At 38.3% G+C, this 21355-nt stretch carries 20 protein-coding genes, 1 pseudogene and 2 riboswitches; of the genes and pseudogenes, 7 read left to right on the forward strand and 14 right to left on the reverse strand.

Going from position 1 to position 21355, the window contains the following annotated elements:
* The first annotated feature begins 41 nt into the window (after positions 1–41).
* Positions 42–653, forward strand: a complete 612-nt coding sequence (locus J7E77_RS12320; protein WP_214714689.1) for a CPBP family intramembrane glutamic endopeptidase — start codon at positions 42–44, stop codon at positions 651–653.
* 32 nt (positions 654–685) lie between these two features.
* Here J7E77_RS12320 and J7E77_RS12325 read toward each other — a convergent pair whose 3' ends face one another.
* A complete protein-coding gene (locus tag J7E77_RS12325; protein ID WP_214714690.1) occupies positions 686–1735 on the reverse strand; it encodes a YkvI family membrane protein in 1050 nt (349 codons plus the stop codon).
* 192 nt (positions 1736–1927) lie between these two features.
* Here J7E77_RS12325 and J7E77_RS12330 point away from each other — a divergent pair, with 192 nt between their 5' ends.
* Positions 1928–4081 carry an ATP-dependent Clp protease ATP-binding subunit gene (locus tag J7E77_RS12330; protein ID WP_214714691.1) on the forward strand — a complete coding sequence of 718 codons (2154 nt, stop codon included), beginning with the start codon at positions 1928–1930 and terminating at the stop codon, positions 4079–4081.
* A gap of 47 nt (positions 4082–4128) precedes the next feature.
* Here the strand turns inward: J7E77_RS12330 and J7E77_RS12335 are convergent, their stop codons facing one another.
* Positions 4129–5823 (reverse strand): M3 family oligoendopeptidase, encoded by a 1695-nt coding sequence (locus J7E77_RS12335; RefSeq protein ID WP_214714692.1) that lies wholly within the window; start codon positions 5821–5823, stop codon positions 4129–4131.
* A gap of 102 nt (positions 5824–5925) precedes the next feature.
* Positions 5926–6366: a MarR family winged helix-turn-helix transcriptional regulator gene (locus tag J7E77_RS12340; protein ID WP_214714693.1), complete on the reverse strand. Its 441-nt coding sequence runs from the start codon at positions 6364–6366 to the stop codon at positions 5926–5928.
* Positions 6367–6832: 466 nt separating this feature from the next.
* Between J7E77_RS12340 and J7E77_RS12345 the strand changes: the two genes are divergently transcribed.
* Entirely contained in the window at positions 6833–8068 is a 1236-nt protein-coding gene (locus J7E77_RS12345) for an MFS transporter (RefSeq protein WP_214714694.1), read from the forward strand.
* Between the two features lie 26 nt (positions 8069–8094).
* Here J7E77_RS12345 and J7E77_RS12350 read toward each other — a convergent pair.
* Positions 8095–8424, reverse strand: a pseudogene (locus tag J7E77_RS12350) (hemerythrin domain-containing protein); the annotation flags it as partial.
* 165 nt (positions 8425–8589) lie between these two features.
* Between J7E77_RS12350 and J7E77_RS12355 the strand changes: the two are divergent.
* The gene (locus tag J7E77_RS12355; protein WP_214714696.1) at positions 8590–8937 is read left to right on the forward strand and encodes a hypothetical protein; all 348 of its coding nucleotides are present in this window, start codon (positions 8590–8592) and stop codon (positions 8935–8937) included.
* A 140-nt stretch (positions 8938–9077) separates the two neighbouring features.
* Here J7E77_RS12355 and J7E77_RS12360 read toward each other — a convergent pair whose 3' ends face one another.
* From J7E77_RS12360 to J7E77_RS12375, 4 genes are read right to left on the reverse strand one after another with little or no spacing between them, the layout of a single operon-like run.
* Positions 9078–9362, reverse strand: a complete 285-nt coding sequence (locus J7E77_RS12360) for a ferredoxin family protein (RefSeq protein WP_168242623.1) — start codon at positions 9360–9362, stop codon at positions 9078–9080.
* Complete coding sequence (locus J7E77_RS12365; protein ID WP_168242622.1) at positions 9362–10657, reverse strand: FAD-dependent oxidoreductase; 1296 nt, start codon at positions 10655–10657, stop codon at positions 9362–9364. Before J7E77_RS12365 ends, J7E77_RS12360 begins: the two co-directional genes overlap by 1 nt.
* Positions 10650–11681: an electron transfer flavoprotein subunit alpha/FixB family protein gene (locus tag J7E77_RS12370; RefSeq protein ID WP_214714697.1), complete on the reverse strand. Its 1032-nt coding sequence runs from the start codon at positions 11679–11681 to the stop codon at positions 10650–10652. The genes J7E77_RS12365 and J7E77_RS12370 overlap by 8 nt, the downstream gene beginning before the upstream one ends.
* A 34-nt stretch (positions 11682–11715) precedes the next feature.
* Entirely contained in the window at positions 11716–12540 is an 825-nt protein-coding gene (locus tag J7E77_RS12375; RefSeq protein WP_214714699.1) for an electron transfer flavoprotein subunit beta/FixA family protein, read from the reverse strand.
* 394 nt (positions 12541–12934) lie between these two features.
* Between J7E77_RS12375 and J7E77_RS12380 the strand changes: the two genes are divergently transcribed.
* Positions 12935–13669 (forward strand): ZIP family metal transporter, encoded by a 735-nt coding sequence (locus tag J7E77_RS12380; RefSeq protein ID WP_214714700.1) that lies wholly within the window; start codon positions 12935–12937, stop codon positions 13667–13669.
* A gap of 59 nt (positions 13670–13728) precedes the next feature.
* On the opposite strand, the gene J7E77_RS12385 is transcribed toward J7E77_RS12380, so the two are convergent.
* From J7E77_RS12385 to J7E77_RS12410, 6 genes are all read right to left on the reverse strand, one after another.
* Positions 13729–13971, reverse strand: a complete 243-nt coding sequence (locus J7E77_RS12385) for an aspartyl-phosphate phosphatase Spo0E family protein (RefSeq protein ID WP_214714701.1) — start codon at positions 13969–13971, stop codon at positions 13729–13731.
* A gap of 271 nt (positions 13972–14242) precedes the next feature.
* Positions 14243–14776 carry a 1,2-dihydroxy-3-keto-5-methylthiopentene dioxygenase gene (locus tag J7E77_RS12390; RefSeq protein ID WP_214714702.1) on the reverse strand — a complete coding sequence of 178 codons (534 nt, stop codon included), beginning with the start codon at positions 14774–14776 and terminating at the stop codon, positions 14243–14245.
* 30 nt (positions 14777–14806) lie between these two features.
* On the reverse strand, positions 14807–15436 hold the full coding sequence (locus tag J7E77_RS12395; RefSeq protein ID WP_214714703.1) for a methylthioribulose 1-phosphate dehydratase: 630 nt from the start codon (positions 15434–15436) through the stop codon (positions 14807–14809).
* Entirely contained in the window at positions 15430–16104 is a 675-nt protein-coding gene (locus J7E77_RS12400; protein WP_214714704.1) for a 2-hydroxy-3-keto-5-methylthiopentenyl-1-phosphate phosphatase, read from the reverse strand. The genes J7E77_RS12395 and J7E77_RS12400 overlap by 7 nt, the downstream gene beginning before the upstream one ends.
* Complete coding sequence (gene mtnW, locus J7E77_RS12405) at positions 16101–17312, reverse strand: 2,3-diketo-5-methylthiopentyl-1-phosphate enolase (RefSeq protein ID WP_214714705.1); 1212 nt, start codon at positions 17310–17312, stop codon at positions 16101–16103. The genes J7E77_RS12400 and mtnW overlap by 4 nt, the downstream gene beginning before the upstream one ends.
* A 71-nt stretch (positions 17313–17383) precedes the next feature.
* Positions 17384–17492: riboswitch (SAM riboswitch) on the reverse strand.
* Positions 17493–17575: 83 nt separating this feature from the next.
* Positions 17576–18751: a pyridoxal phosphate-dependent aminotransferase gene (locus tag J7E77_RS12410; protein ID WP_214714706.1), complete on the reverse strand. Its 1176-nt coding sequence runs from the start codon at positions 18749–18751 to the stop codon at positions 17576–17578.
* Positions 18752–18869: 118 nt separating this feature from the next.
* On the opposite strand from J7E77_RS12410, the gene J7E77_RS12415 reads away from it, so the two are divergent.
* Positions 18870–19655, forward strand: coding sequence for a carbon-nitrogen family hydrolase (locus tag J7E77_RS12415; RefSeq protein ID WP_214714707.1), 786 nt, complete (start codon positions 18870–18872; stop codon positions 19653–19655).
* Between the two features lie 68 nt (positions 19656–19723).
* A riboswitch (SAM riboswitch) is annotated at positions 19724–19875 on the forward strand.
* A 103-nt stretch (positions 19876–19978) separates the two neighbouring features.
* Entirely contained in the window at positions 19979–21163 is a 1185-nt protein-coding gene (gene mtnK, locus J7E77_RS12420) for an S-methyl-5-thioribose kinase (RefSeq protein WP_214714710.1), read from the forward strand.
* Positions 21164–21355 lie beyond the last annotated feature (192 nt).

Genomic DNA, 21355 nt, shown 5'->3' on the forward strand with positions numbered 1-21355 from the left:
GATAAAATAAATTTTATTGTTTCGAAAAGGAGATCGCGATAATGAAAAAATTCTTCCAAGACCCTCGCATACTTATTGGTTTTATTATTGCTCACGTTCTTTTATTTTTTTCATTTCATGATAGAGCGATCTTTTGGTATATATTTTCAGGATCAGTTCTGGTACTCATCGCATACTCAACCTTTCAAGAGGAGGTGGATGATGAAGTATCATTTATTCAATTTATCCTACTAGGATCAATATCAGGTTTCTTATTATATTTTGTTTTTCGGGCTGGTATATGGGGAATGGAGATACTTCAGCTGCCAATTGATACAAGCATTAAAAATCTCTATAATTGGTATGCCCCATCCTTATTTTGGCATTACCTTGCACTTGTTTTAGTTGCGGCACCTGGCGAAGAACTTTTCTGGCGTGGATTTATCCAAAAAAGACTCTCGAAATACTTAAATCCGGTTGTAAGTATTTTGTCTGCATCAATTCTGTACGCTTCCGTCCATATTTATTCGGGCTCATTTTTATTAGTTCTCGCTGCCTTTATTTCTGGTTTTGTGTGGGGATATCTTTATTTTTTAAAAAAGAGTATGCCTTTGGTTATTGTTTCTCATATCATTTTTGACCTTTTGATTTTTATTATTTTGCCTTTTAATTAGAAAAGCAGCGTGTCTGGTGGACACCTGCTTTTCTATTTTCTTATACATGGTGTAAATGGTTTCATCCATAGTAAAATAAAAAAAATCATGCAGATGTAACCAAACAATGGATACAAATAGGATAGCAACGTACCGTAATTCACAAGACTAATCAGGTAGGAAACAATAAAAATAAGCGTAACCGACACAATTGTCGGAATGGGCAAATATTGCTTCAATTGTCGGTCCAGTCCAAAGACATTTCCAATTACAGAAGTAAAAATCTCTCCATAAATAACGAGAACAAAAATCCAATAAAAAAAAGGGGCTAAGTTTTTCATAACAATTGCCATTGGAATATTATACTGTTCCAAATTAGGAAGCATGATTAAAGTGAAATGACCAGCAATCAATATCACTGTTAAAGCAGCACCCCCAAGAATCCCTCCCCATTTGATCGTCCAATCATCCCTTACCTCTGTTGCAATCGGTACTAAAACGGCTTGTGCTAGCCCCAGATTCAATGCCACATATGAAAATGGTGCAATCACACTTTTCCAGCCATCGTCGGAATGAGGAATAAATAATAATTGATTGAGGAAGTTGGGCATTTGAATGGAATAGAACATTAAAATTATGCTGAATGTGATCATTACCGGAACAACAAACGTGTTGACAGCAAAAAGACCTTTTGTTCCAACTAGCATGACTAAAAAGGATAAAAAAATTGTCAGGAAAACACCGACTGCTTTGGGCAGATTTAACTGTTCCTCAAAAATAGCCCCAGCCCCTGAAAGCATCACAGCACTAACACCAAGAAGCATAAATAGCATAAAGACGTTAATGACACGACCAGGCCATTTGCCAAACAAGTACTCATTAAACTCTTGATAAGATTTTGCATCTATAAGTGCAGCCATTCTCATTAATTTTGAACCCAATGAAATAAAGAGATATCCGCTCATCAATATACTTATTAAGCCAAAGAAACCAAACCGCGAAAAAAATTCAACGATTTCTTTTCCCGTGGCGAATCCAGCGCCTACTACAGTGCCTACATAGACCGCCGCAATCTGAAATGCTTGAGTCCAATCCCTTTTCACATCATCTCCTCCTTATCATCAATATATGATGATAAGGACAAACAAAGACGAGCTTTTTTCCTGAAATAGCAAGCATTACCAAAAACAAATTTCTTGAAAGTCAAAAAAGGTCAGAGTATACTATCGTCATAAGGTCAAATATAGTCAAAGTCAAAGTGAAAATATGAATCTTTACAAGGAGGTAATTTGCTTATGCTTTGTCAACAATGTAATGAGAACCATGCAAACATTCAATTAAATATGATTATTAACGGACAACGTAAGGAAATCAAACTCTGTCACGAATGTTATACAAAAGAAAAGCAAACTTTAGGTGCAAGTTTTGGTCCAAAGATGAATTCTTATCCAAGCTTCCCATTTGAAAATCTGTTCATGAATAACACTTCTCATGATAAGGATGATAGCATTCAACCTACACAACAAACAGGAAGAAAAACCGGAAAAGGTGGCTTTATTGACCAATTCGGACGTAATTTAACCCAAATGGCAAAAGCGGGGTTGATAGATCCTGTCATCGGCCGCGATGGAGAAGTAAAGCGTGTCATTGAAATACTAAACAGACGAAATAAGAATAATCCGGTATTAATTGGTGAACCAGGGGTCGGGAAGTCTGCAATTGCTGAAGGTCTTGCCCAGAAAATTGCTGAAGGAGATGTCCCAGGTAAGTTACGGGGTAAAGAGGTATATTTGCTTGACGTCGCTTCCCTTGTTGCCAATACAGGAATCCGTGGCCAATTTGAGGAAAGAATGAAGCAAGTCATTTCCGAATTACAGGAGCGGAAAAATATTATCCTTTTCATCGATGAGATTCATCTGCTAGTAGGTGCTGGCTCTGCTGAAGGCTCTATGGATGCCGGCAACATTTTAAAGCCTGCCCTTGCTCGTGGAGAACTTCAGGTGGTTGGTGCAACCACATTAAAAGAATATCGCCAAATCGAAAAAGATTCTGCTCTGGAACGGCGCTTCCAACCAGTTCATGTACTTGAACCGACTGCAGAAGCTGCGATTGATATATTAAAAGGGATACAAAAGAAGTATGAGGATTATCATGAAGTCGTCTATTCTGATGAAGCAATCCTTGCCTGTGTTCAATTGTCTCAGCGCTATATTCAAGACCGCTTTTTACCTGACAAAGCCATCGATTTGCTTGATGAAGCTGGTTCGAAATTAAACCTAGTTTCGGATTATAAGAGCAATGAACAAATTGAAATACGTCTAAAAGAGATTGCTGCTGAGAAGGAAGAAGCACTTAAAAATGAGCAGTATGAAAAGGCAGCATCCCTTCGCGATGAAGAAACAAACCTTGAAAAGTCTTTACATTTAATATCAAGCTCTGAAAGACCCATCGTTGATGTAGGGCTTATTCAAGAAATCATCGAACAAAAAACAGGGATACCTGTTGGAAAACTGCAACAAGATGAGCAGCTAAAAATGAAGGCATTAGAAGAAAATCTTAACCAAAAGGTTATTGGCCAGGAAAAGGCTGTAAATAAAGTTTCTAAAGCGATTAGACGTAGTCGGGCCGGCTTAAAATCAAAGCATCGCCCGATTGGTTCCTTTTTATTTGTTGGACCAACCGGCGTGGGAAAAACAGAGTTAACCAAAACGCTTGCTGAGGAATTATTTGGTTCTAAGGATTCGATGATCCGTCTTGATATGAGCGAATACATGGAAAAACACAGCGTCTCCAAATTAATCGGCTCACCTCCTGGCTATGTAGGTCATGAAGAGGCCGGACAGCTAACCGAAAAAGTGAGGAGAAATCCATATAGCATTATTTTATTAGATGAAATTGAAAAAGCACATCCAGATGTCCAGCATCTGTTCCTGCAAATTCTTGAAGATGGCCGACTCACAGACAGTCAAGGAAGAATTGTCAGCTTTAAGGATACTGTTATCATTATGACAAGCAATGCTGGTGTGGGCCACAAGACAGTTCATGTTGGATTTGGTACAACAGAGGCGATCGAAGAAGCAAGTATACTTGACTCGTTAGGCGGCTTCTTTAAGCCAGAATTCTTGAATCGTTTCGATAGTATCATTGAATTCAATTCACTCGGTAAAGAGCATATCCTCTATATTGTCGATTTAATGATTAGTGAATTACAAGAAACACTTACTGAGCAAAAGATTGAATTAACCATTACAACAGAAGCAAAAGAAAAACTAGCTATGCTTGGGTACCACCCCGCATTTGGGGCACGCCCGCTCCGCCGCGTAATCCAAGAAGAACTTGAAGATAAAATTGCTGATTTTATCTTAGAGGAACCAGATACTAAAAAATTATCTGCCGTTGTTGAAGAAAATCAGCTCAAAGTAGTTTCTAAAGTAACTTCTCTTAAATAGGTCAAAAGCGAAGCCATTTCTTGAACGGCTTCGCTTTTTTCATTTAACTATAGATTTTTATCATCCACAGATTTTAACCAATCATCAATTACACCCACAACTGACTCTACACAACCAACTTCAAAAGGAGAGATTAGATTTGCTGCCTCGACTAACTTTGTGAATGACATACTCCCGCCTAGCTTACAAAGCTTCACATAATCTGCCCAAGCTTCATCTTGATTCTCTCTTGAACGCTTCCAGAATTGGAAAGCACAAATTTGGGCGAGCGTATAATCAATATAGTAAAATGGCGAATTATAGATATGCCCTTGGCGCTGCCAGAAGCCGCCATTCTCTAGGTATTCATTTCCGTCATAATCTTTATGCGGCAAATATTTTTTCTCAATTTCACGCCACTGGAGCTTACGCTCTTTTGGAGTAGCTTCTGGGTTTTCATAGACCCAATGTTGAAATTCATCAACCGAAACCCCATATGGCAAGAATAATAGGGCATCACTTAAATGTGAAAACTTGTATTTATCGGTGTCTTCCTTAAAGAACAAGTCCATCCATGGCCATGTGAAAAATTCCATACTCATCGAATGAATTTCACATGCTTCATAGGTTGGCCATGCGTATTCGGGAATCTCAAAATGACGGCTTGAATACACTTGGAAAGCATGACCTGCCTCATGTGTCAGGACATCAATATCCCCGGACGTTCCGTTGAAATTAGAAAAAATAAAAGGTGCTTTATAATTCTCTATAAACGTACAGTAGCCTCCGCCAGCTTTACCCTTCTTGGCAACAAGATCCATCAAATGATTATCTTGCATATAGCGAAAAAATGCCCCCGTATCTTCTGAAAGATCTTCATACATTTTTTGTCCATTTTCTATGATCCATTCCGGAGTACCTTTTGGAGTGGCATTACCAGATTGAAAATTAAAGCTTTCATCATAGTACTTTAATTTATCCAGTCCGATTCTTTCTTGTTGACGTACTTTTAATTTTGTGGCAATCGGAACAATGAAATCCTGTACTTGACTACGGAAATTGGCGACCATCTCAGCATTATAATCTGTTCTCATCATTCTGTAATAACCAAGTTCAACAAAGTTATTAAATCCAAGTGACTCAGCAATTTCTGTCCTTACTTTCACCAGATCATCATAAATTCGATCAAACTCTGCTTCGTGTTCAACCATAAAACCAAATTTCGCTTCATTGGCTCGTTTTCTCATTTTTCTGTCAGTCGACTGCGCGAATGGTTCTAATTGTGCTAATGTTCTCTCTTCCCCTTCGAATTCTATCTTTGCCGAAGCCATTAGCTTCGTATATTCCGTTGATAGGCGATTTTCCTTCTGAAGTAAGGGCACAATTTCAGGTTTAAATGTTTTAAGTTGTCCTTCAGCCAGGGCAAATAGCTGCTTTCCCCATTTCTCTTCTAATTCAGGACGGAACTTAGAATTTACAAGCACTTGATAATACTTAGTTACTAACCCTTCAACTTCAGGCTGGATTTCATCCATAAAATCTTGTTCATCCTTATAAAACTCATCATTTGTATCAATAGAATGACGAATATAACAAAGGTTGAACATCGTACCTAGATCATTTCTTAGCTTATTAATCTCATTCATGACCCTGCTTTGCTTTTCAACTGATTCTGCATTTTTTAGGCTCTCAAGTGCCAAATGAAATTTTTCTGTTACCTCATCTAAATCCGGACGTATGTATGTATAGTTCTCAAACCCCATTGAACCATCCCCTTTTATACTTTGCTAATATTCCAATCTATTTTATTATATACTATCCACTAACATTCCTAACTACAAAAAAAATACGACCCAATGGCCGTATTAGAACTTACCAGCAGGCAACCCTAGTTTTTTCAACAGGTCAATTGCTTCCAGTTTTTCAGTTTCAGTCAGTGATGACATGAGTTTATCAATTTGCTCAGCATGTTCAGGAAAAATATCCTGAATAAACATTTTCCCATCTTCAGTTATTTGTGCATAAGTGACTCGTCGGTCCTTCGGACAGGCAATTCTTCTTAACATCCCTTTTTGTTCAAGTTTGTCGACCACGTAAGTAATGCTTCCGCTTGCAAGTAATATTTTCCCGCCTATTTGCTGCATTGGCTGGTCACCTTTATGGTAAAGGAGCTCCAAAACTGCAAATTCAGTTGGATTTAAACCACTGGCCTGGATCACTTTATTTACATGCTCGTTAATTGCTTTATACGCTCTTGAAAGGACTATAAAAAGCTTTAATGAATTAGCAGTTGAATTATTTTCCATAAAAAACTCATCCTTTTAGGTTTATAAATTAGACTTACTTTGAGGTATCAATATGAATAAAATATCTTGATTTCAAGATTATTATAAAAAAATTTTTAAGAAATGTCAATTCACCCTAAAAAAATCAGGAATATTTCGTATCCAAGTGAAATAGATGCATGATAGGAATTTTTTTATTAAATGGCTTTGTTAAAGGTCATTGTTGATTTAAAGCATACGTTGATTGGAGCGGAAGGCGCGAAGACTCCTGCGGGAGGACGGGGCAGGGGAGACCCCGCAGGGGCTTAGCGCCAAGGAGGCTCCCCGGACCGCCCGCGGAAAGCGAAGCGCTTGGAGCGGAAATCAACGGCCAAGTTTGACAGAGCCTATAAAATAAATAAAAAATAAAATATTTCTTATTTTTATGGTTCGGTAGTAAGATATGGTTATAAAAAAATTTAGTATTTTTAATAAAGAAGGGATTATTATGAGTTCACAAGCTGTTTTACCTGCAAAGGCTCCAAAGTCTTCTGAATCAACCATGTATAAAATTCTTTTTATTATTGGATTGTGCCATTTATTGAATGATGCAATTCAAGCTGTGGTGCCAGCCATGTTCCCTATTTTAGAAAAATCAATGGGGCTAAGTTTTACCCAGCTTGGAATCATTGCTTTTTCCCTAAATATGGTCTCATCTGTTTTGCAGCCAATGGTCGGCTACATAACTGACAAGAAACCAATGCCTTTCGCACTGCCGATCGGACTGACTTTCACGTTAGTCGGTATTCTTGGATTAGGGTTCGCTTCAAACTTTGGACTAATTGTCTTGTCAGTCCTTTTCATCGGTCTTGGTTCAGCAGTATTTCACCCGGAAGGTTCCCGGGTTGCGTATATGGCTGCAGGAAATCGACGCGGACTGGCACAGTCGATTTATCAGGTCGGTGGAAACACGGGTCAAGCATTGGCTCCACTGATAACTGCACTAATATTGGTTCCATTGGGGCAGATTGGTGCATCCTGGTTTACGATTGTGGCAGCACTAGCTGTGATTTTATTAATTTATATTGCAAATTGGTATAATCACAGGTTGATAGCTTCCCCAAATATACTAAAGAAAAAGAGATCTAGCTCATCTAACAATGTAGCAATAACTAAAGAGGTAAAAAATACCTTAGCATTGATTTTATTATTAATTTTTGCAAGGACTTGGTATTCTTCTGGAATTACCAACTTTTATACCTTTTATGCGATAAAAGAATATGCCCTTACGATTAAGCAATCACAATTATTCCTGTTCGCTTTTTTAGTTTCCGGTGCCGTCGGTACTTTTTTTGGAGGTCCTCTTTCAGATCGGTTTGGTAAAAAAACAATCATTTCCTTTTCAATGTTAGCAACGATTCCTTTTTCAATTTTAATTCCACAGGTACCACCAACGTTGGCATTTATTTTCTTAATACTTACTGGGTTTATTTTAATGACTAGTTTTTCTGTAACGGTAGTATATGCACAGGAATTAGTCCCGGGGAAAATTGGGACGATGTCTGGATTAACAGTAGGACTTGCGTTTGGAATGGGTGCAATTGGTTCTGTAGGACTCGGTTATATAGCAGACTGGATTGGATTACAGTCGATGATTACATGGCTCGGTGTACTTCCGATTTTAGGCTTAATTGCGTTTCTCCTTCCAACTGACCAAAAGGTTAAAGAATGGAATCAAAAGTAAAATAGGATGGGCCAGAGGCCCATCCTTTATTTTATGTCTTGGATTTTACGGTATAATTCTTCCTTTTCCTCTTCTGTAAGCATTCTTTCAGCCATTGGGAACAAAACATTTTCCTCTTTGGAGAAATGCTCTGTTAAGATAAAGTAGGCATTTTGAATTAGTTCAGCTGTTTTTTTCGTTTCTTCCGTAGATACAAGACCACTTTCTGCTTTTCCAAGAAATTCTCCAATATTTGCTTTTGCCTGATCATGTTCATATTCCATAACAGCTATTGGTCCAGATGTCGTCCCGATATATACACCCATCATAGGAAAAAGAACGCCTTCTTCTCTTTCTGAATGAGGGTCCAATGCTGCTTTAAATTCTTTTACTTTTGTAATTAATGCAGCAAATAGGTTATGAATTTTTGACAGTTTCATGAAAACTCGTTAATTTTTTTAAAAATTTTAACATTTATCACACAAAAAAAGTTTAAATGTTTCATATAATAGAGATAGAACATAAAAGGGAGGGAAAAAAATATGAAAACCCCAAATTATCACGACTTTTATCAAAAGGCATTAATACCCATTGGTGTAAATGACCTAGTTTCCTTACAGGAATCCGCAGCACACTACCCTAACTCACCTTCGACACATTGGCTTATTGCCGTAGAAGGGGTACAACTCCCACAGTCAAAAATATACTATCATTGGAAAGTAAGTATATATCCTGCCGATAGTGAAGGTGATTTCAATTGGAAAAAACCATATTATTGCTCACCGAGTATGGAGTTAATGGATCATGCGAACTCATTTGCATCTTCGCTTGTCACAGCCAGCAAAAACGATAAACTTTCCTCAGCTACCATACTAGAGAAAATAAGCTAACCCCCTAAAAACTTACCTTCTGCTTCACCTTCTTTTTACGTTCACTTGTGAAATAACCCACATATAGTATTATTAAAATATCTACATAAATTAAGGAGCTGTTTGCATAAACCGCAAACAGCTCCTTTTTTATTTCCAATTTACGCTAAACGGAATACAATCCCGTGTCCGCCTTTTGGATATTCCCATTTAATGTTCTGGTATGGGCAGCCGATCCGGCAGCTTCCACATTCATGGCATCCTTCGTAGCCAACCTGCATCCGTGTTCCTTCCCACTTATAAACCTCCGCTGGGCAAAATACTGTACAAATTTTATCGGGACATTTTGTCATGCATACGTCATGATCCATCACGGTCAAATGAGACTTTGTATCACACTTAAAACGGAGCAGATACTGTTTTTCCTCGATATTCTTCGTTGACATTATTTCACCGCCTTCCAAGCACGATAGATATCTTGCAATACTCTAATTGTTCCTCTTTCCGCAGTTACACTCTTCATTATTTGTTTTTGTTTTTCACGCTTAGGAGTCCCATCAACTGTAAAGAATTTGCTCATCGCTTTATTCATCATTGGAACATATTCATTAAAGTATTGTGGGTATTTCTCAAACGTATGTGCAGCATCCTTGTACTTCTCTAAATCCTTCATTATGAAACTACTATTAAGCGCGTCACGGTAGCTATTTAAGCTTGATTCACTGAAGTCCCCACTTTTATGTGCCTGAACTACGGCTTCAGCAGCCATCTTTCCTGATGACATCGCCATGTTCGAACCTTCACGATGAATGGCATTTACTAGCTGTGCTGCATCACCGACGACAATAACTCCATTACCAGCTACTTTCGGTACCGAACGATAACCACCTTCAGGAATAAGATGAGCAAGATACTCAGCAGATTCCCCACCCGCAAGCATTGGCTTGACCATGGGGTGAGTTTTTAAGTAGTCTAGAAGCTCATATGGCTTGATTTTCGCTTTTATCATGCTCGACAGTGTTGTACCAACTCCGATATTCAAGCTCTCTTTATTCGTGTAAACAAAAGCGGTTCCAAGATTACCCTTTGTTGAATCACCAAAGATTTCAATTGTACAACCCTGGTTATCTTCCAAATTAAAACGGTCATTTATTTTTTCTTTTGGTAAATTAACAACTTCCATTACTGTTAAGGCTACTTCATCTGGACGAAATTCTTTATGAAAGCCTAACTGTTTTGAAAGAAGAGAGTTAACACCGTCGGCAAGCACCACGACATCCGCATATACCTCTCCATTCGGACGATCGGTACGAACCCCGACAACCTTGCCATTTTCAACGATACATTCAGTTACTACCGTTTCATTAATAAGTAATGCCCCAGCGTCTACTGCCTTTTTAGCAAACCATTGGTCAAACTGAGCCCGAAGGACTGTAAAGTTATTATATGGTTCCATACCCCATTCAAGACCTTTATAGCCGAATTGAACGACAGATTCCTTATCCATCATCCAAAAGCGCTGTTCAATGACAGGTCTCTCAAGTGGTGCTTCTTTCCAAAATTCAGGAACTAATTCTTCCATTTGTTTGCGGTACAATACTCCGCCCATTACGTTTTTTGCTCCCGGGTATTCTCCACGTTCAATAAGCAAAACGTTTAGTCCATTTTTGGCACACGTGAGGGCACATGCACTTCCTGCTGGACCTGCTCCAACGACAATCACATCAAATTTTTCATGCATAGCTTATTTCACCACCTTTTTCAGTTCTAAGCTGCTTAAATTCCTCGATAAGTTTTGGGAGAATTTCCATAGCATCTCCTACGATTCCATATGTGGCAACATCAAAAATTGGTGCATTTGGATCTTTGTTTATAGCGATAATTAAATCAGAATTTTTCATGCCGACAACGTGCTGAATTGCACCAGAAAGTGCAATAGCAAAATAAATTTTTGGTGTAACTGTTTCACCAGTTTGGCCAATTTGAAGATGGTGTGGCATCCAGCCTGCTTCAACCACATCACGAGTACCTCCAACAGTCGCTCCAATCGTTTCCGCAAATTCATAAAGGAGCTGGAAGTTTTGCACATCTCCCATTCCTTTTCCTCCACAGACGATTACATGTGCATCAGCTAGATTGACCTTTTTTGTTACGTCATTCACAATTTGTAACACTTTTGTACGCATGTCTTCTTCTTGCAGTGATATTTTTTCTTCAATAATCTTACCTGTTCTTCCTGATACCGGTTCTAGTGCCTTCATTACCTTTGGTCTGACGGTTGCCATTTGCGGGCGATGTTTTTTACATAGGATTGTCGCCATGATATTACCGCCAAAGGCAGGTCTGCTTGCTTCTAGTAATCTATTATCAACATCCACATCAAGCATTGTAGTATCCGCAGTTAATCCTGTGTTTAAATCTGTTGCTACGGCACTAGCTAAATCTTTACCGTTTGGTGTTGCGCCATAAAGGATAATTTCTGGCTTATATTTTTCAGCGAGGAGCATTACGCCCTTCATATATGATTCAGTACGGTAATTCTTCAATACAGGGTGGTCGACCAAGTATACGATATCTGCACCATAAGAAATAATTTTATTTGCTAAAGGTTTTACTTCATTGCCTAGTAAAAAGCCCGCTAAAGGAACTTGTAATTTATCCGCTAGTTTCCTTCCAGCACCAAGTAATTCTAGAGAAACGCCTTCTACTTTACCATCGTTTTGTTCGATGAATACCCAGACTCCCCGATAATCGTCTAGATTCATGTATATTCCCCCCCATGACAAAAGATAATCGTTATTATTTAGATGATTGGATTGTTAACAGGTCCTTTTTCTCCATCAACAACGCCATTAGCTGGTTAACCTGTTCATCACTAGTACCCTCTAGTCTTTTCCCGCCTTCTGGACGTGGTGGCGTAAACATTTTTCCAACAATGGTTGGTGAACCTTTTAGTCCAAGTTGTGACCGTTCTACATTTTCAAAGTCACTTACTGCCCAAATAATTGGTTCGTACCTTGCCGCTTTAATCATGTTCGGCATTGGCGAATAGTCGATCTCATTAATTTCTTTTTCAACCGTCAATAAACATGGAAGATTGGATTGAATCAATTCATAGCCATTGGTTAATTTCCGTTTAATAAGAACGGTGTTTTCTTTCTGATTGACTTCAGGCACTTCAATTACATTAGTTATTGGCGGGATATCCATTCTTCTTGCAATACCAGGTCCAACTTGTCCTGTATCACCATCAATCGCGTGCTTCCCACAAATAATCATGTCAACTGGGTGTTCCTTATTGATTTTTTCTAAAGCTTTCGAAAGCGCATAACTAGTTGCCAGTGTATCTGCCCCTGCAAAGGCACGGTCAGAAATTAAATATCCTTTATCAGCACCTATTTCCACACTTTTCTTGATAATATCAGTCGCTTGCGGTGGTCCCATTGATAAGACGGAAATGGTACCTCCTGTTTTTTCCCTAATTTTTACGGCCTCCTGAACTGCATGGGCATCGTAAGGGTTCAAGATGGCTGGTGCACTGCGACGGTCGAGTGTGTTGGTTTTAGGATTAATTTTAATAATTTTTGTATCTGGTACTTGTTTGACACATACGACAATATGCATGTAGGACTTTCCCTCCTCCATATGATCTGAGATTATTGAAAGCGTTTGCTTCCTATGGTTTAAAAATGCTTTTATTTACGATATATGAATCGCAACACAAGCATAGTACCAAACAGTGATAGTTTTCTTTTTTTCTTTCTCGATTTAACCTAAAACTAGTGATCATTTAATATTCTTAAAAATCTTATGCAGTAGCTAAGTAGTAGTTTGTAAAAGTTGAAGTTATTACAGTTTGTGGTAAGATATGTAGTTAATCGTGATGTGAATATTAGATAAAGTAGTACTAATATAACTATATGAAATATTAAGATATAAACAATGATAAAAATCACAGCTACTGTCTAATATTGTAGATATTTGATTTGGATTAATTGGACAAGAAAGGAGATGTGTGATGACTGAAGTTATTTTTGGAAGTGTTCTTTCGGCGTTATCTACGGGGGCAGGGGCACTAATTATACTATTTATTCCTCATTCCATTACACATCGTTGGAAGGATGTTTTATTAGCATTTAGTGCAGGAATTATGATGGCAGCTGCTACGATTGGGTTGATCCCTGAGGCATTAAGAACAGGAGGCTTTGGTTCACTTTTTGTAGGAGTTTGTTTAGGAGTATGGGTGCTGACTCTTTTGGAAAAAAATATCCCTCATATTGACTTACAGCATAACAAAAAGGGAATTCAATTTGATGAGAAGGCGTTGTTAATTATATCTGCAATTACCCTTCATAATATTCCTGAGGGATTGTCAGTTGGCGTAAGCTATGCATCCGAACAGGGGGAAACTGGAAATTTAATTGCTTTAGCAATTGGGTTTCAAAATGCGCCGGAAGGCCTACTTGTCGCATTATTTTTAATCAATCAGCGAATTAGTAAACTGAAGGCCTTCATTATTGCAACCTTAACTGGAGCCATTGAAATCATTACTTCCTTTTTAGGGTATTTTTTAACCTCATTTGTTCAAGGGCTAGTCCCCTATGGTCTATCATTTGCTGCTGGTGCCATGTTATTTATTATTTATAAAGAATTAATTCCTGAAAGCCATGGCGACGGAAACGAGCGGGTATCCACCTATGCGTTTATCTTGGGGTTGCTTGTCATGGTGTACATTATTGATATTTTTTCATAAGTAATTATTTTACTAATCGGTTGAACAAAAAAAAATATCACTCTCTTACATAATTATCATTAGACTAAAACCTTCGGCCAAATCATGATCATTTGTTTAAAGGCAAATTTAATTTCTTCATTTGGCCTGGAGATTTGGTCCATTACTTTTTGATACTCATTTATTAATTCATCTAGCTCCTGGCTATATTTTATTGTCATCTCATTGGTAAATCCCTGTGTATTGGCGCTATTTATCATTAATTCCCTTTTAGCCTTTATCTCTTCAATCATTTCATTATGGGTATTACTATACTCGCACACAATTATCCCCCTACCTCTTACTCTATTACTGTAAACAACGAAAAATTAGACTACTTGATGAATTATGACAAGAATTTTTATAAAAGTAAACACAATCGCAAAAGTAGACAAAACATTCTATTTCTTTCGTTTTTCGACAAATTCCTCAAATAAATTCTTGTTTTTACGACAAAATTCATCTAGTTTGCAAGCGCTTTATTCTATTTCACCATACTTATATACATAATAAAAAAACTGGCTTGCAATAATCTGCAGCCAGTTTTAGTATCTGTTATTGATTTACTTCTTCTTTTTCGTAAATAGGTACCCATCCCTCGGTGGTAACAAAAATCCTTACAGCAACCACTTTCCGATCTTCTTCAAGGGTAAAATAGTGCCTTGTATTTTCAGGTACAGAAATCAAGTCTCCTGGATTGAGATGTACTTCAAAGAACTCACCATCTTTACCTTGGATAACAAAGACACCGTGGCCGCTGACTATGAAACGAACTTCATCATCTGTATGATGATGCTCATTTTTAAAGTTTGTCAGTAATACATCCAAATTTGGAGTATTTTCTGATAAAGAAATGACATCTTTCGCTTTGTAGCCACGTCTAGCAGAAATATCTGCGATTTCGCCTTCAAATGCAGCTAGAATTTCTGCCTTTTCTTCATCGCTTAAAAGATACTTTTCTACTAGTTCAGCGGGAAGCTTACTAATATCCCAATTTTCATAAATAACTTCCTGCGACTCCAGAAAGCTTGCAACCTCTTCTTGTTCATGAATTTGCTCTTCTCTGGTTTGAAAAGTAATATATGCCATTCTTCATCATCCTCTCATTTTTAATATTTTTTACACTAGTTTAAACAATTGATATGGTTTATGCTCTAGTAAGCGTAATTGGTAGCGGAATAAAAACTCTGACGCTTCAAGGATTTTTTTAGCCTCAAAGGCATTTCTCCCCCATACCGTTATTCCATGGTTGCGAATCAAGATAGCTCCAGTATCTCCTGAAACATGTTCAGAAAACTTATTGGCAAGTGTCGGGATATGGGCATCATTCCGAATGATTGGTATTGTTAAGACTGCGTCCTCTTCCCACTTATCAAAAGCCTTGATCAACTCTTGGCCTTTAAATGTGACCTCACCATTATCACCATAAACTTCTGAGATCACATTATTATCAATCGTATGCACATGGAGACTGCAGCCAGCATTGGTTCGACGGTAAATTTCGACATGAAGAAGTGTCTCTGCTGAGGGCTTTAAATGTGTTTCTTCAACTGCACGGCCAAATTCATCAACGAGTAAAAAATCTTCATCTGTTCGCTTCCGTTTATCCTTTCCACTTGCTGTTACTAAAAATTGAAGCGGATGATTACTTACTTTAATCGCCAGGTTACCGCTAGTACCCATAAACCAATCACGCTCAGCTAACTCATCCTTTACATCGGCTAATTCGTTCCATCTTTCATTTAGCATGTTAGTTCATCCACCTCAATTATTTTGTTAATCTCCTCGATACAATCGAAAAAGGAAGTAAATCCTTGATGATTGATTCCCCATTCCACACATTTTTCCTGAAGTAAATCTCTTGCTAACACAAAGTCCGCATGTTTTGCTGCCTCGAGATCGGTTACCGAATCTCCAATAACAATTTTGAAACGGTTTTCCTGAGTGTTTAATTTACGAATAATACTTGGTTTACAACATCCGCAATCATTGTTACATAATGAATCACATTCATTCGGCCATAGAATTTTTATTCTCTCGTCTGTAAAATCCGATTCATTGCAATAAACTCCATCAAATGGACCATATTTCTCCAAGATTGGATAAACAAAGAAGTCAATACCGCCACTAACAATATAAAATGGAATACCTTTTGCACGCGCAAATTCAACAAACTCTCCAAATCCTGGGCGAATCTTTGCATTTTCAATCGCAAACTCAGTCAGTTCATCCTTTAACCTACTTGGTAATAAGGAGAATAGTTTCCCAACTCCCTCATTGATCGAAATCTCACGTGAGAGGATTTGATCTTTGATCCGTTCCCACCCTTGAGGAGCAAACTTTTCCATCATGCTAATGATGTTATCACTTTCAGTTACCGTTCCGTCAAAATCACAAAAAATCACTGGTTTTGTCATACGGTCACCTCTGCATTACCCCATAGTTTTAGTGCCGTATGGAGCTCAGGATGCTGTTTTGCACCTTCGGCTAATAACTTTCCTTTAAGATTGGTATCAATCGCTTGACGGAACGCAAGGCCCCCTCCGCGTGCACCCTCTGGATGGCCATGGACCCCTCCGCCTGCATTAATGACAGAATCATTACCGAAGTCACGAATTAATAAAGGAACCAAGCCTGGATGAATTCCCGCTGATGGAACTGGGAATGACTTTTTAAAGGCATCTTCTACGGTTAACTCACTTGCAATCGACAGTGCTTTCGTCTTCTCTAACGCCAGGGTTCCATATGGGGATGGGAACAACGATAAATCAGCACCAGCATAACGAAGCAACTTTCCAAGCAATAATGAATGGGATAATCCATAAACTGGAGATGATGTAAAAGCACCACTAACTGCAGGATGTGCCATAAGCGGTAAGGCAATTTCATCGTCTTCTCTTAATTCCTGCAGGACGTCTATGCCATAGGAAAACACATTAAACAGTAAGAGGTCCGCTCCAAGCTCTGCAGCCTTCCTTGCTTTTTCCTTCAGCTGCGATGTTCTACCCGTTAGGTTAACTGCATACAAAGTTCGATGTCCTGTTTGGTCAAATACTTCTTGCAATGCCTTTTTTCCTTCGACAATTCTTTTTTCAAATGGTGTCAGCTCATTTTCAAAAAGGATTTCATCATCCTTCACAAAATCTACACCACCAAGGGCTTGTTGCTTTAATTGCTCAACTAAAAATGCGAGATCTTTACCGAGCACTCCTTTAAAGATACTCATTAAAAGCGGTCTATTATAAACGTTTAATTTCTTCCGAAGACCTTCAATTCCAAACCTTGGGCCAGGGAACTGACTCTTTAATCCATCATCAAACTGCAAATCTAGTAATTTTATTTTTCCATCTAATGAAAGCTTACCGAAAACGGTTGTTAAAATAGCAGGCAGGTCATTAGAAAAATTAATCGCTGGATAGGCTATGCGGATTAAAGATTGGTCACCTTTTTCTGCAGGTATCGTTTCAACTGATACCACACTGCCTTTATGCTTGCGTAATTGGCTTTGCTCTAGTTCAGGCAAGTTCGTCCATGAACCTACAGTTAATCCAAGTGCAATCTCTTCAGCCTTTTTGGTTGGTTTTTTTTCATCATGCAGTAAATATGTAGCAATTATTTTAGACATTCAAAAACACGTCCTTTCAAAAAACATAAAAACCTCTTCAACAAAGAAGAGGTTAGCCGCAAACTAACATCTTCTCATCTATCAGCTTGTTGCTGCAAGAATTAGCACCGTGCCTAAAACTGGTTTAAGTCGGTTGCCGGGCTTCATCGGGCTTTTCCCTCCGCCTGCTCTTGATAAGAAAACGATTCGTATTTTATAAAGTTTTTAATGTTGTTTAACTTTAATTTGCATTATCTCAAGAAAAATATAAAATGTCAATCGATTTAACAGAATATTTCCAAACGACTAATTCTTTCAACAGCTTCGGCTAATCGTTGTTCTGATGTTAATAACCCAACACGGACATATCCTTCTCCAAATTCTCCAAAGCCAATTCCCGGTGCAACCATGATATGTGCTTGTTCGAGTAAAATGTTAGCAAATTCCTCAGATGTTTTGCCCTCAGGAACTTTGAGCCACGCGAAAAAGGAACCCTTTGGCGCGGTGACCTTCCATCCCAATGAACGAAGCCCATCAATCAATACATTACGTCTTCGCTCATAAAGATCGTTTAGTTCCCGTACACAATCCTGAGGGCCCATTAAAGCCTCAGCCGCTGCCTCTTGTACAGCTCCAAATAAACTAACATAAAGATGGTCCTGTAAAAGTTCAATGCTAGAAATCACACTCTCATTCCCAACAGCAAAACCAACACGCCAGCCTGCCATATTAAAGGTTTTTGATAAAGTATATATCTCTATCCCAACCTCTTTAGCCCCTTCAACCTGCATAAAACTTATTGGTTTTTCACCATCGAAACCAATAGCACCATAGGCAAAATCATGAACAACACAAATATCATGATCTCTAGCTAGCTTAATAGTCTCATTAAATAATTCATGAGTAGCTGTAGCTCCTGTTGGATTATTAGGATAATTGAGGAACATTAACTTTGCTTTTGATAAAACAGACTTATCCAGTTCGCAATAATCCGGTAGAAAGTTATTTTCCTCTCGTAACGGCATCGTAACCATTTCAGCTTTTGCAAGAGCAACCCCAGACCAATAATCCGGGTAACCGGGGTCAGGTACAAGGATGGTATCCCCCGGATTTAATATGCATTGAGGAATTTCGACAAGTCCTGCTTTACCCCCAAACAAAATCGCCACTTCTTTATCCGGATCAATGGTCACTCCATATTCTCTTAAATAAAAATCAGCGGCAGCCTGTTTTAAATAACGATGTCCCTGAAAAGGAGAATATTTATGATTTAATGGATTCGCTGCTGCATCTTGAAGTTTTTTAACAATATGAGAAGGCGTTGGCTGATCAGGGTTGCCTTGCCCTAAATTAATCACATCAAACCCTTGTGAAATATATTCCCCTACTTTTTTAACAAGTGAAGCAAAAAATTGCTTCGGAAGACTAGTTAATAATTCTGATGGAGGAAATTGCTTCATTGTTCTCACCTGCTTAATTTTTTATAAGAATCATTGTGAAATTCTAGTCACAAATGATATAACTTTTATAACGGCTTGTAAAGAAAAAATTCCGAAATTTCAAACGAGGTGAAGATTCGTGAAATTAAAAATTTCATGTCTGCAAATGGATATCGTCTTCGGTGATCCCAATAAAAACTACCAAACTGCCGAAAGACTCATTGAAAATGCACTGACTGAACAACCCGATATCATTGTCCTTCCGGAACTATGGACAACGGGATATGACTTGACGCGCCTGAATGAAATTGCAGACCCAAAAGCAGTACAAACGATTGAATTTCTCAGAAAAGCAGCACAACAAAATCAGGTTCATTTCGTTGGCGGCTCAGTTGCGAACCGTGAAGAAACAGGAGTAAAAAATACTCTCCTCATCATCAATAAAGATGGCACGCTTGTACACCAGTATAGTAAACTACATCTTTTTAAACTCATGAATGAGCATGTTTTCTTAGAGCCTGGCGCCGAGAAGGGACTTTTTCAACTTGATAATCACCATTTTGCTGGGGCTATCTGTTATGATATCCGGTTTCCAGAGTGGATACGCGCTCACACATCCGAAGGTGCAGAAGCACTGTTTGTTGTGGCCGAATGGCCTGCACCTAGATTGTCCCACTGGAGGGCCCTTTTAATTGCAAGAGCAATTGAAAATCAATGTTATGTAATTGCCTGTAACCGTTCTGGAAATGACCCGAATAACCATTTTGCTGGTCACTCGATGATTATTGACCCGTGGGGTGAGGTTATTGCTGAGGCTGGAATGAAGGAAGAAATCCTATCGGCTGAAATTGAGATGGACATAGTCAAGGAGGTCCGTAAGCAAATTCCTATTTTCACGGATAGAAAACCAGAATTCTATAAATAATAATTTTCAAAAAATATTGACACTTTCTCTTTGTTACTGATATGATTTTTACCAGTTAAATAGATTTTCTCTTATCATGAGCTGGCTGAGGGATTTGGCCCTTTGAAGCCCAGCAACCGACCGGAAACCCATTGAAATGGGGCGCTTTTTGCGCCGGGGATCCCCCTTTAAGGCACGGTGCTAATTCCAACAGAAGGATTATCTTTCTGAGAGATAAGAGGTGCGACAGACAATATTGTCTATCAGCCTCTTTCAGATGAGAAAGAGGCTTTTTTAGTGCCTGCGTGCATAATTAAGCCTCCCAAAAACGAGGAGGAACCATAATGAGTCTACTAAAACAAAAAACATACCAGCCTTTAACAAACGAGAGTGCAGTTGAACTGGCACTTGAATTGAAAATTTTTGACCAGCATGCAAAACTTTCCTGCAAGGAGATTGGCGATGGGAATCTCAATCTAGTCTTTCATATTGTTGAAGAATTAGATGGAAAAAGTGTTATTATCAAACAAGCTCTCCCTTATGCAAAGGTAGTTGGCGAAAGCTGGCCATTAACTTTGAAAAGAGCAAAGATTGAAGCGGATGCCTTAAAAATTTTCGGACAGATTGCTCCAGATTATGTGCCCCAAGTTTTTTTCACAGATGATGTCCTAGCTGTAACCGTAATGGAGGACCTTTCCCATCTTTCAATCGCAAGAACTGGCTTTATCAAAGGAGAAACCTATCCATTAATTTCAAAGCATCTAGGTGAATATCTTGCAAAAACATTATTTTACACTTCTGATTACGGATTAACCCCTTCCGTAAAAAAGGAATATGTACAACAGTTTATCAATCCCGAGCTTTGCAAAATAACTGAAGATTTAATCTTCACCGATCCTTTTATTGATGCAGAAACCAACGATTTCGAGGAAGGACTGCGTCCTGTCGTCGAAGAGCTTTGGCAGGATGATGAACTAAAGTTTCATGTAAATATTTTGAAGAAATGCTTTTTAACAGAGGCTGAAGTTCTCCTCCATGGTGATCTTCATACCGGAAGTGTTTTTGCCGATAATTATGAAACAAAAGTAATCGATCCCGAATTTTCTTTCTACGGACCAGCTGGATTTGATATCGGCCAAGTAATTGCAAATCTTCTCTTCCAGGTAATAGCAAATGTTGAAGAACGTGATCTTTTCCTCAATCATATTGAAACGGTATGGAGTGTATTTGAGGATCAATTTACACTATTATGGAATACGGAGAATAAAGACGATTACGCTAAATCCTCTACCTTTCTAAACTATAATTTAACTAAGTTTTTTGAGGACTCGATCGGCTTTGCCGGCTGCGAATTAATCAGAAGGACAATTGGTCTTGCTCATGTTGCTGATTTAGATGGGATCGAGGATGCTCAAACTAGATTCACTGCAAAACAGAAAACACTAGGTCTTGGGAAAGTCCTAATCAAACAACGAAAAGAAATCAAAAATCTTACTGCTTTCATAGCAACTGTAAAAGAAACACTTTAATATAGAAAAAGCAATCCAACTCGGATTGCTTTTCTAGTCAAGTTAAAATATATTGGTTTTTCAACAGGTCAATTAGCAGGCACAAATATTTAATGAAAAATAGGTAGGTTAGACTCAGACAAAATAAAAAATTGCCGAGAAAAAATACCCTTTCTCGACAATCTGACACTTCCCAAAGGATGTGTTTTTTTG

The organism is Bacillus sp. ISL-77 (assembly GCF_018613105.1).

Coding starts and splice junctions, on each gene's coding strand:
- J7E77_RS12335 (WP_214714692.1), bottom strand. CDS start 5,823: ATGGGGTTTGAGAACTATACATACATACGTCCGGATTTAGATGAGGTA.
- J7E77_RS12365 (WP_168242622.1), bottom strand. CDS start 10,657: ATGCATGAAAAATTTGATGTGATTGTCGTTGGAGCAGGTCCAGCAGGA.
- J7E77_RS12375 (WP_214714699.1), bottom strand. CDS start 12,540: ATGCATATTGTCGTATGTGTCAAACAAGTACCAGATACAAAAATTATT.
- J7E77_RS12395 (WP_214714703.1), bottom strand. CDS start 15,436: ATGCTAAATGAAAGATGGAACGAATTAGCCGATGTAAAGGATGAGTTA.
- J7E77_RS12360 (WP_168242623.1), bottom strand. CDS start 9,362: ATGTCAACGAAGAATATCGAGGAAAAACAGTATCTGCTCCGTTTTAAG.
- J7E77_RS12320 (WP_214714689.1), top strand. CDS start 42: ATGAAAAAATTCTTCCAAGACCCTCGCATACTTATTGGTTTTATTATT.
- J7E77_RS12345 (WP_214714694.1), top strand. CDS start 6,833: ATGAGTTCACAAGCTGTTTTACCTGCAAAGGCTCCAAAGTCTTCTGAA.
- J7E77_RS12370 (WP_214714697.1), bottom strand. CDS start 11,681: ATGAATCTAGACGATTATCGGGGAGTCTGGGTATTCATCGAACAAAAC.
- J7E77_RS12400 (WP_214714704.1), bottom strand. CDS start 16,104: ATGACAAAACCAGTGATTTTTTGTGATTTTGACGGAACGGTAACTGAA.
- mtnK (WP_214714710.1), top strand. CDS start 19,979: ATGAGTCTACTAAAACAAAAAACATACCAGCCTTTAACAAACGAGAGT.
- J7E77_RS12355 (WP_214714696.1), top strand. CDS start 8,590: ATGAAAACCCCAAATTATCACGACTTTTATCAAAAGGCATTAATACCC.
- J7E77_RS12330 (WP_214714691.1), top strand. CDS start 1,928: ATGCTTTGTCAACAATGTAATGAGAACCATGCAAACATTCAATTAAAT.
- J7E77_RS12340 (WP_214714693.1), bottom strand. CDS start 6,366: ATGGAAAATAATTCAACTGCTAATTCATTAAAGCTTTTTATAGTCCTT.
- J7E77_RS12410 (WP_214714706.1), bottom strand. CDS start 18,751: ATGAAGCAATTTCCTCCATCAGAATTATTAACTAGTCTTCCGAAGCAA.
- J7E77_RS12390 (WP_214714702.1), bottom strand. CDS start 14,776: ATGGCATATATTACTTTTCAAACCAGAGAAGAGCAAATTCATGAACAA.
- J7E77_RS12380 (WP_214714700.1), top strand. CDS start 12,935: ATGACTGAAGTTATTTTTGGAAGTGTTCTTTCGGCGTTATCTACGGGG.
- mtnW (WP_214714705.1), bottom strand. CDS start 17,312: ATGTCTAAAATAATTGCTACATATTTACTGCATGATGAAAAAAAACCA.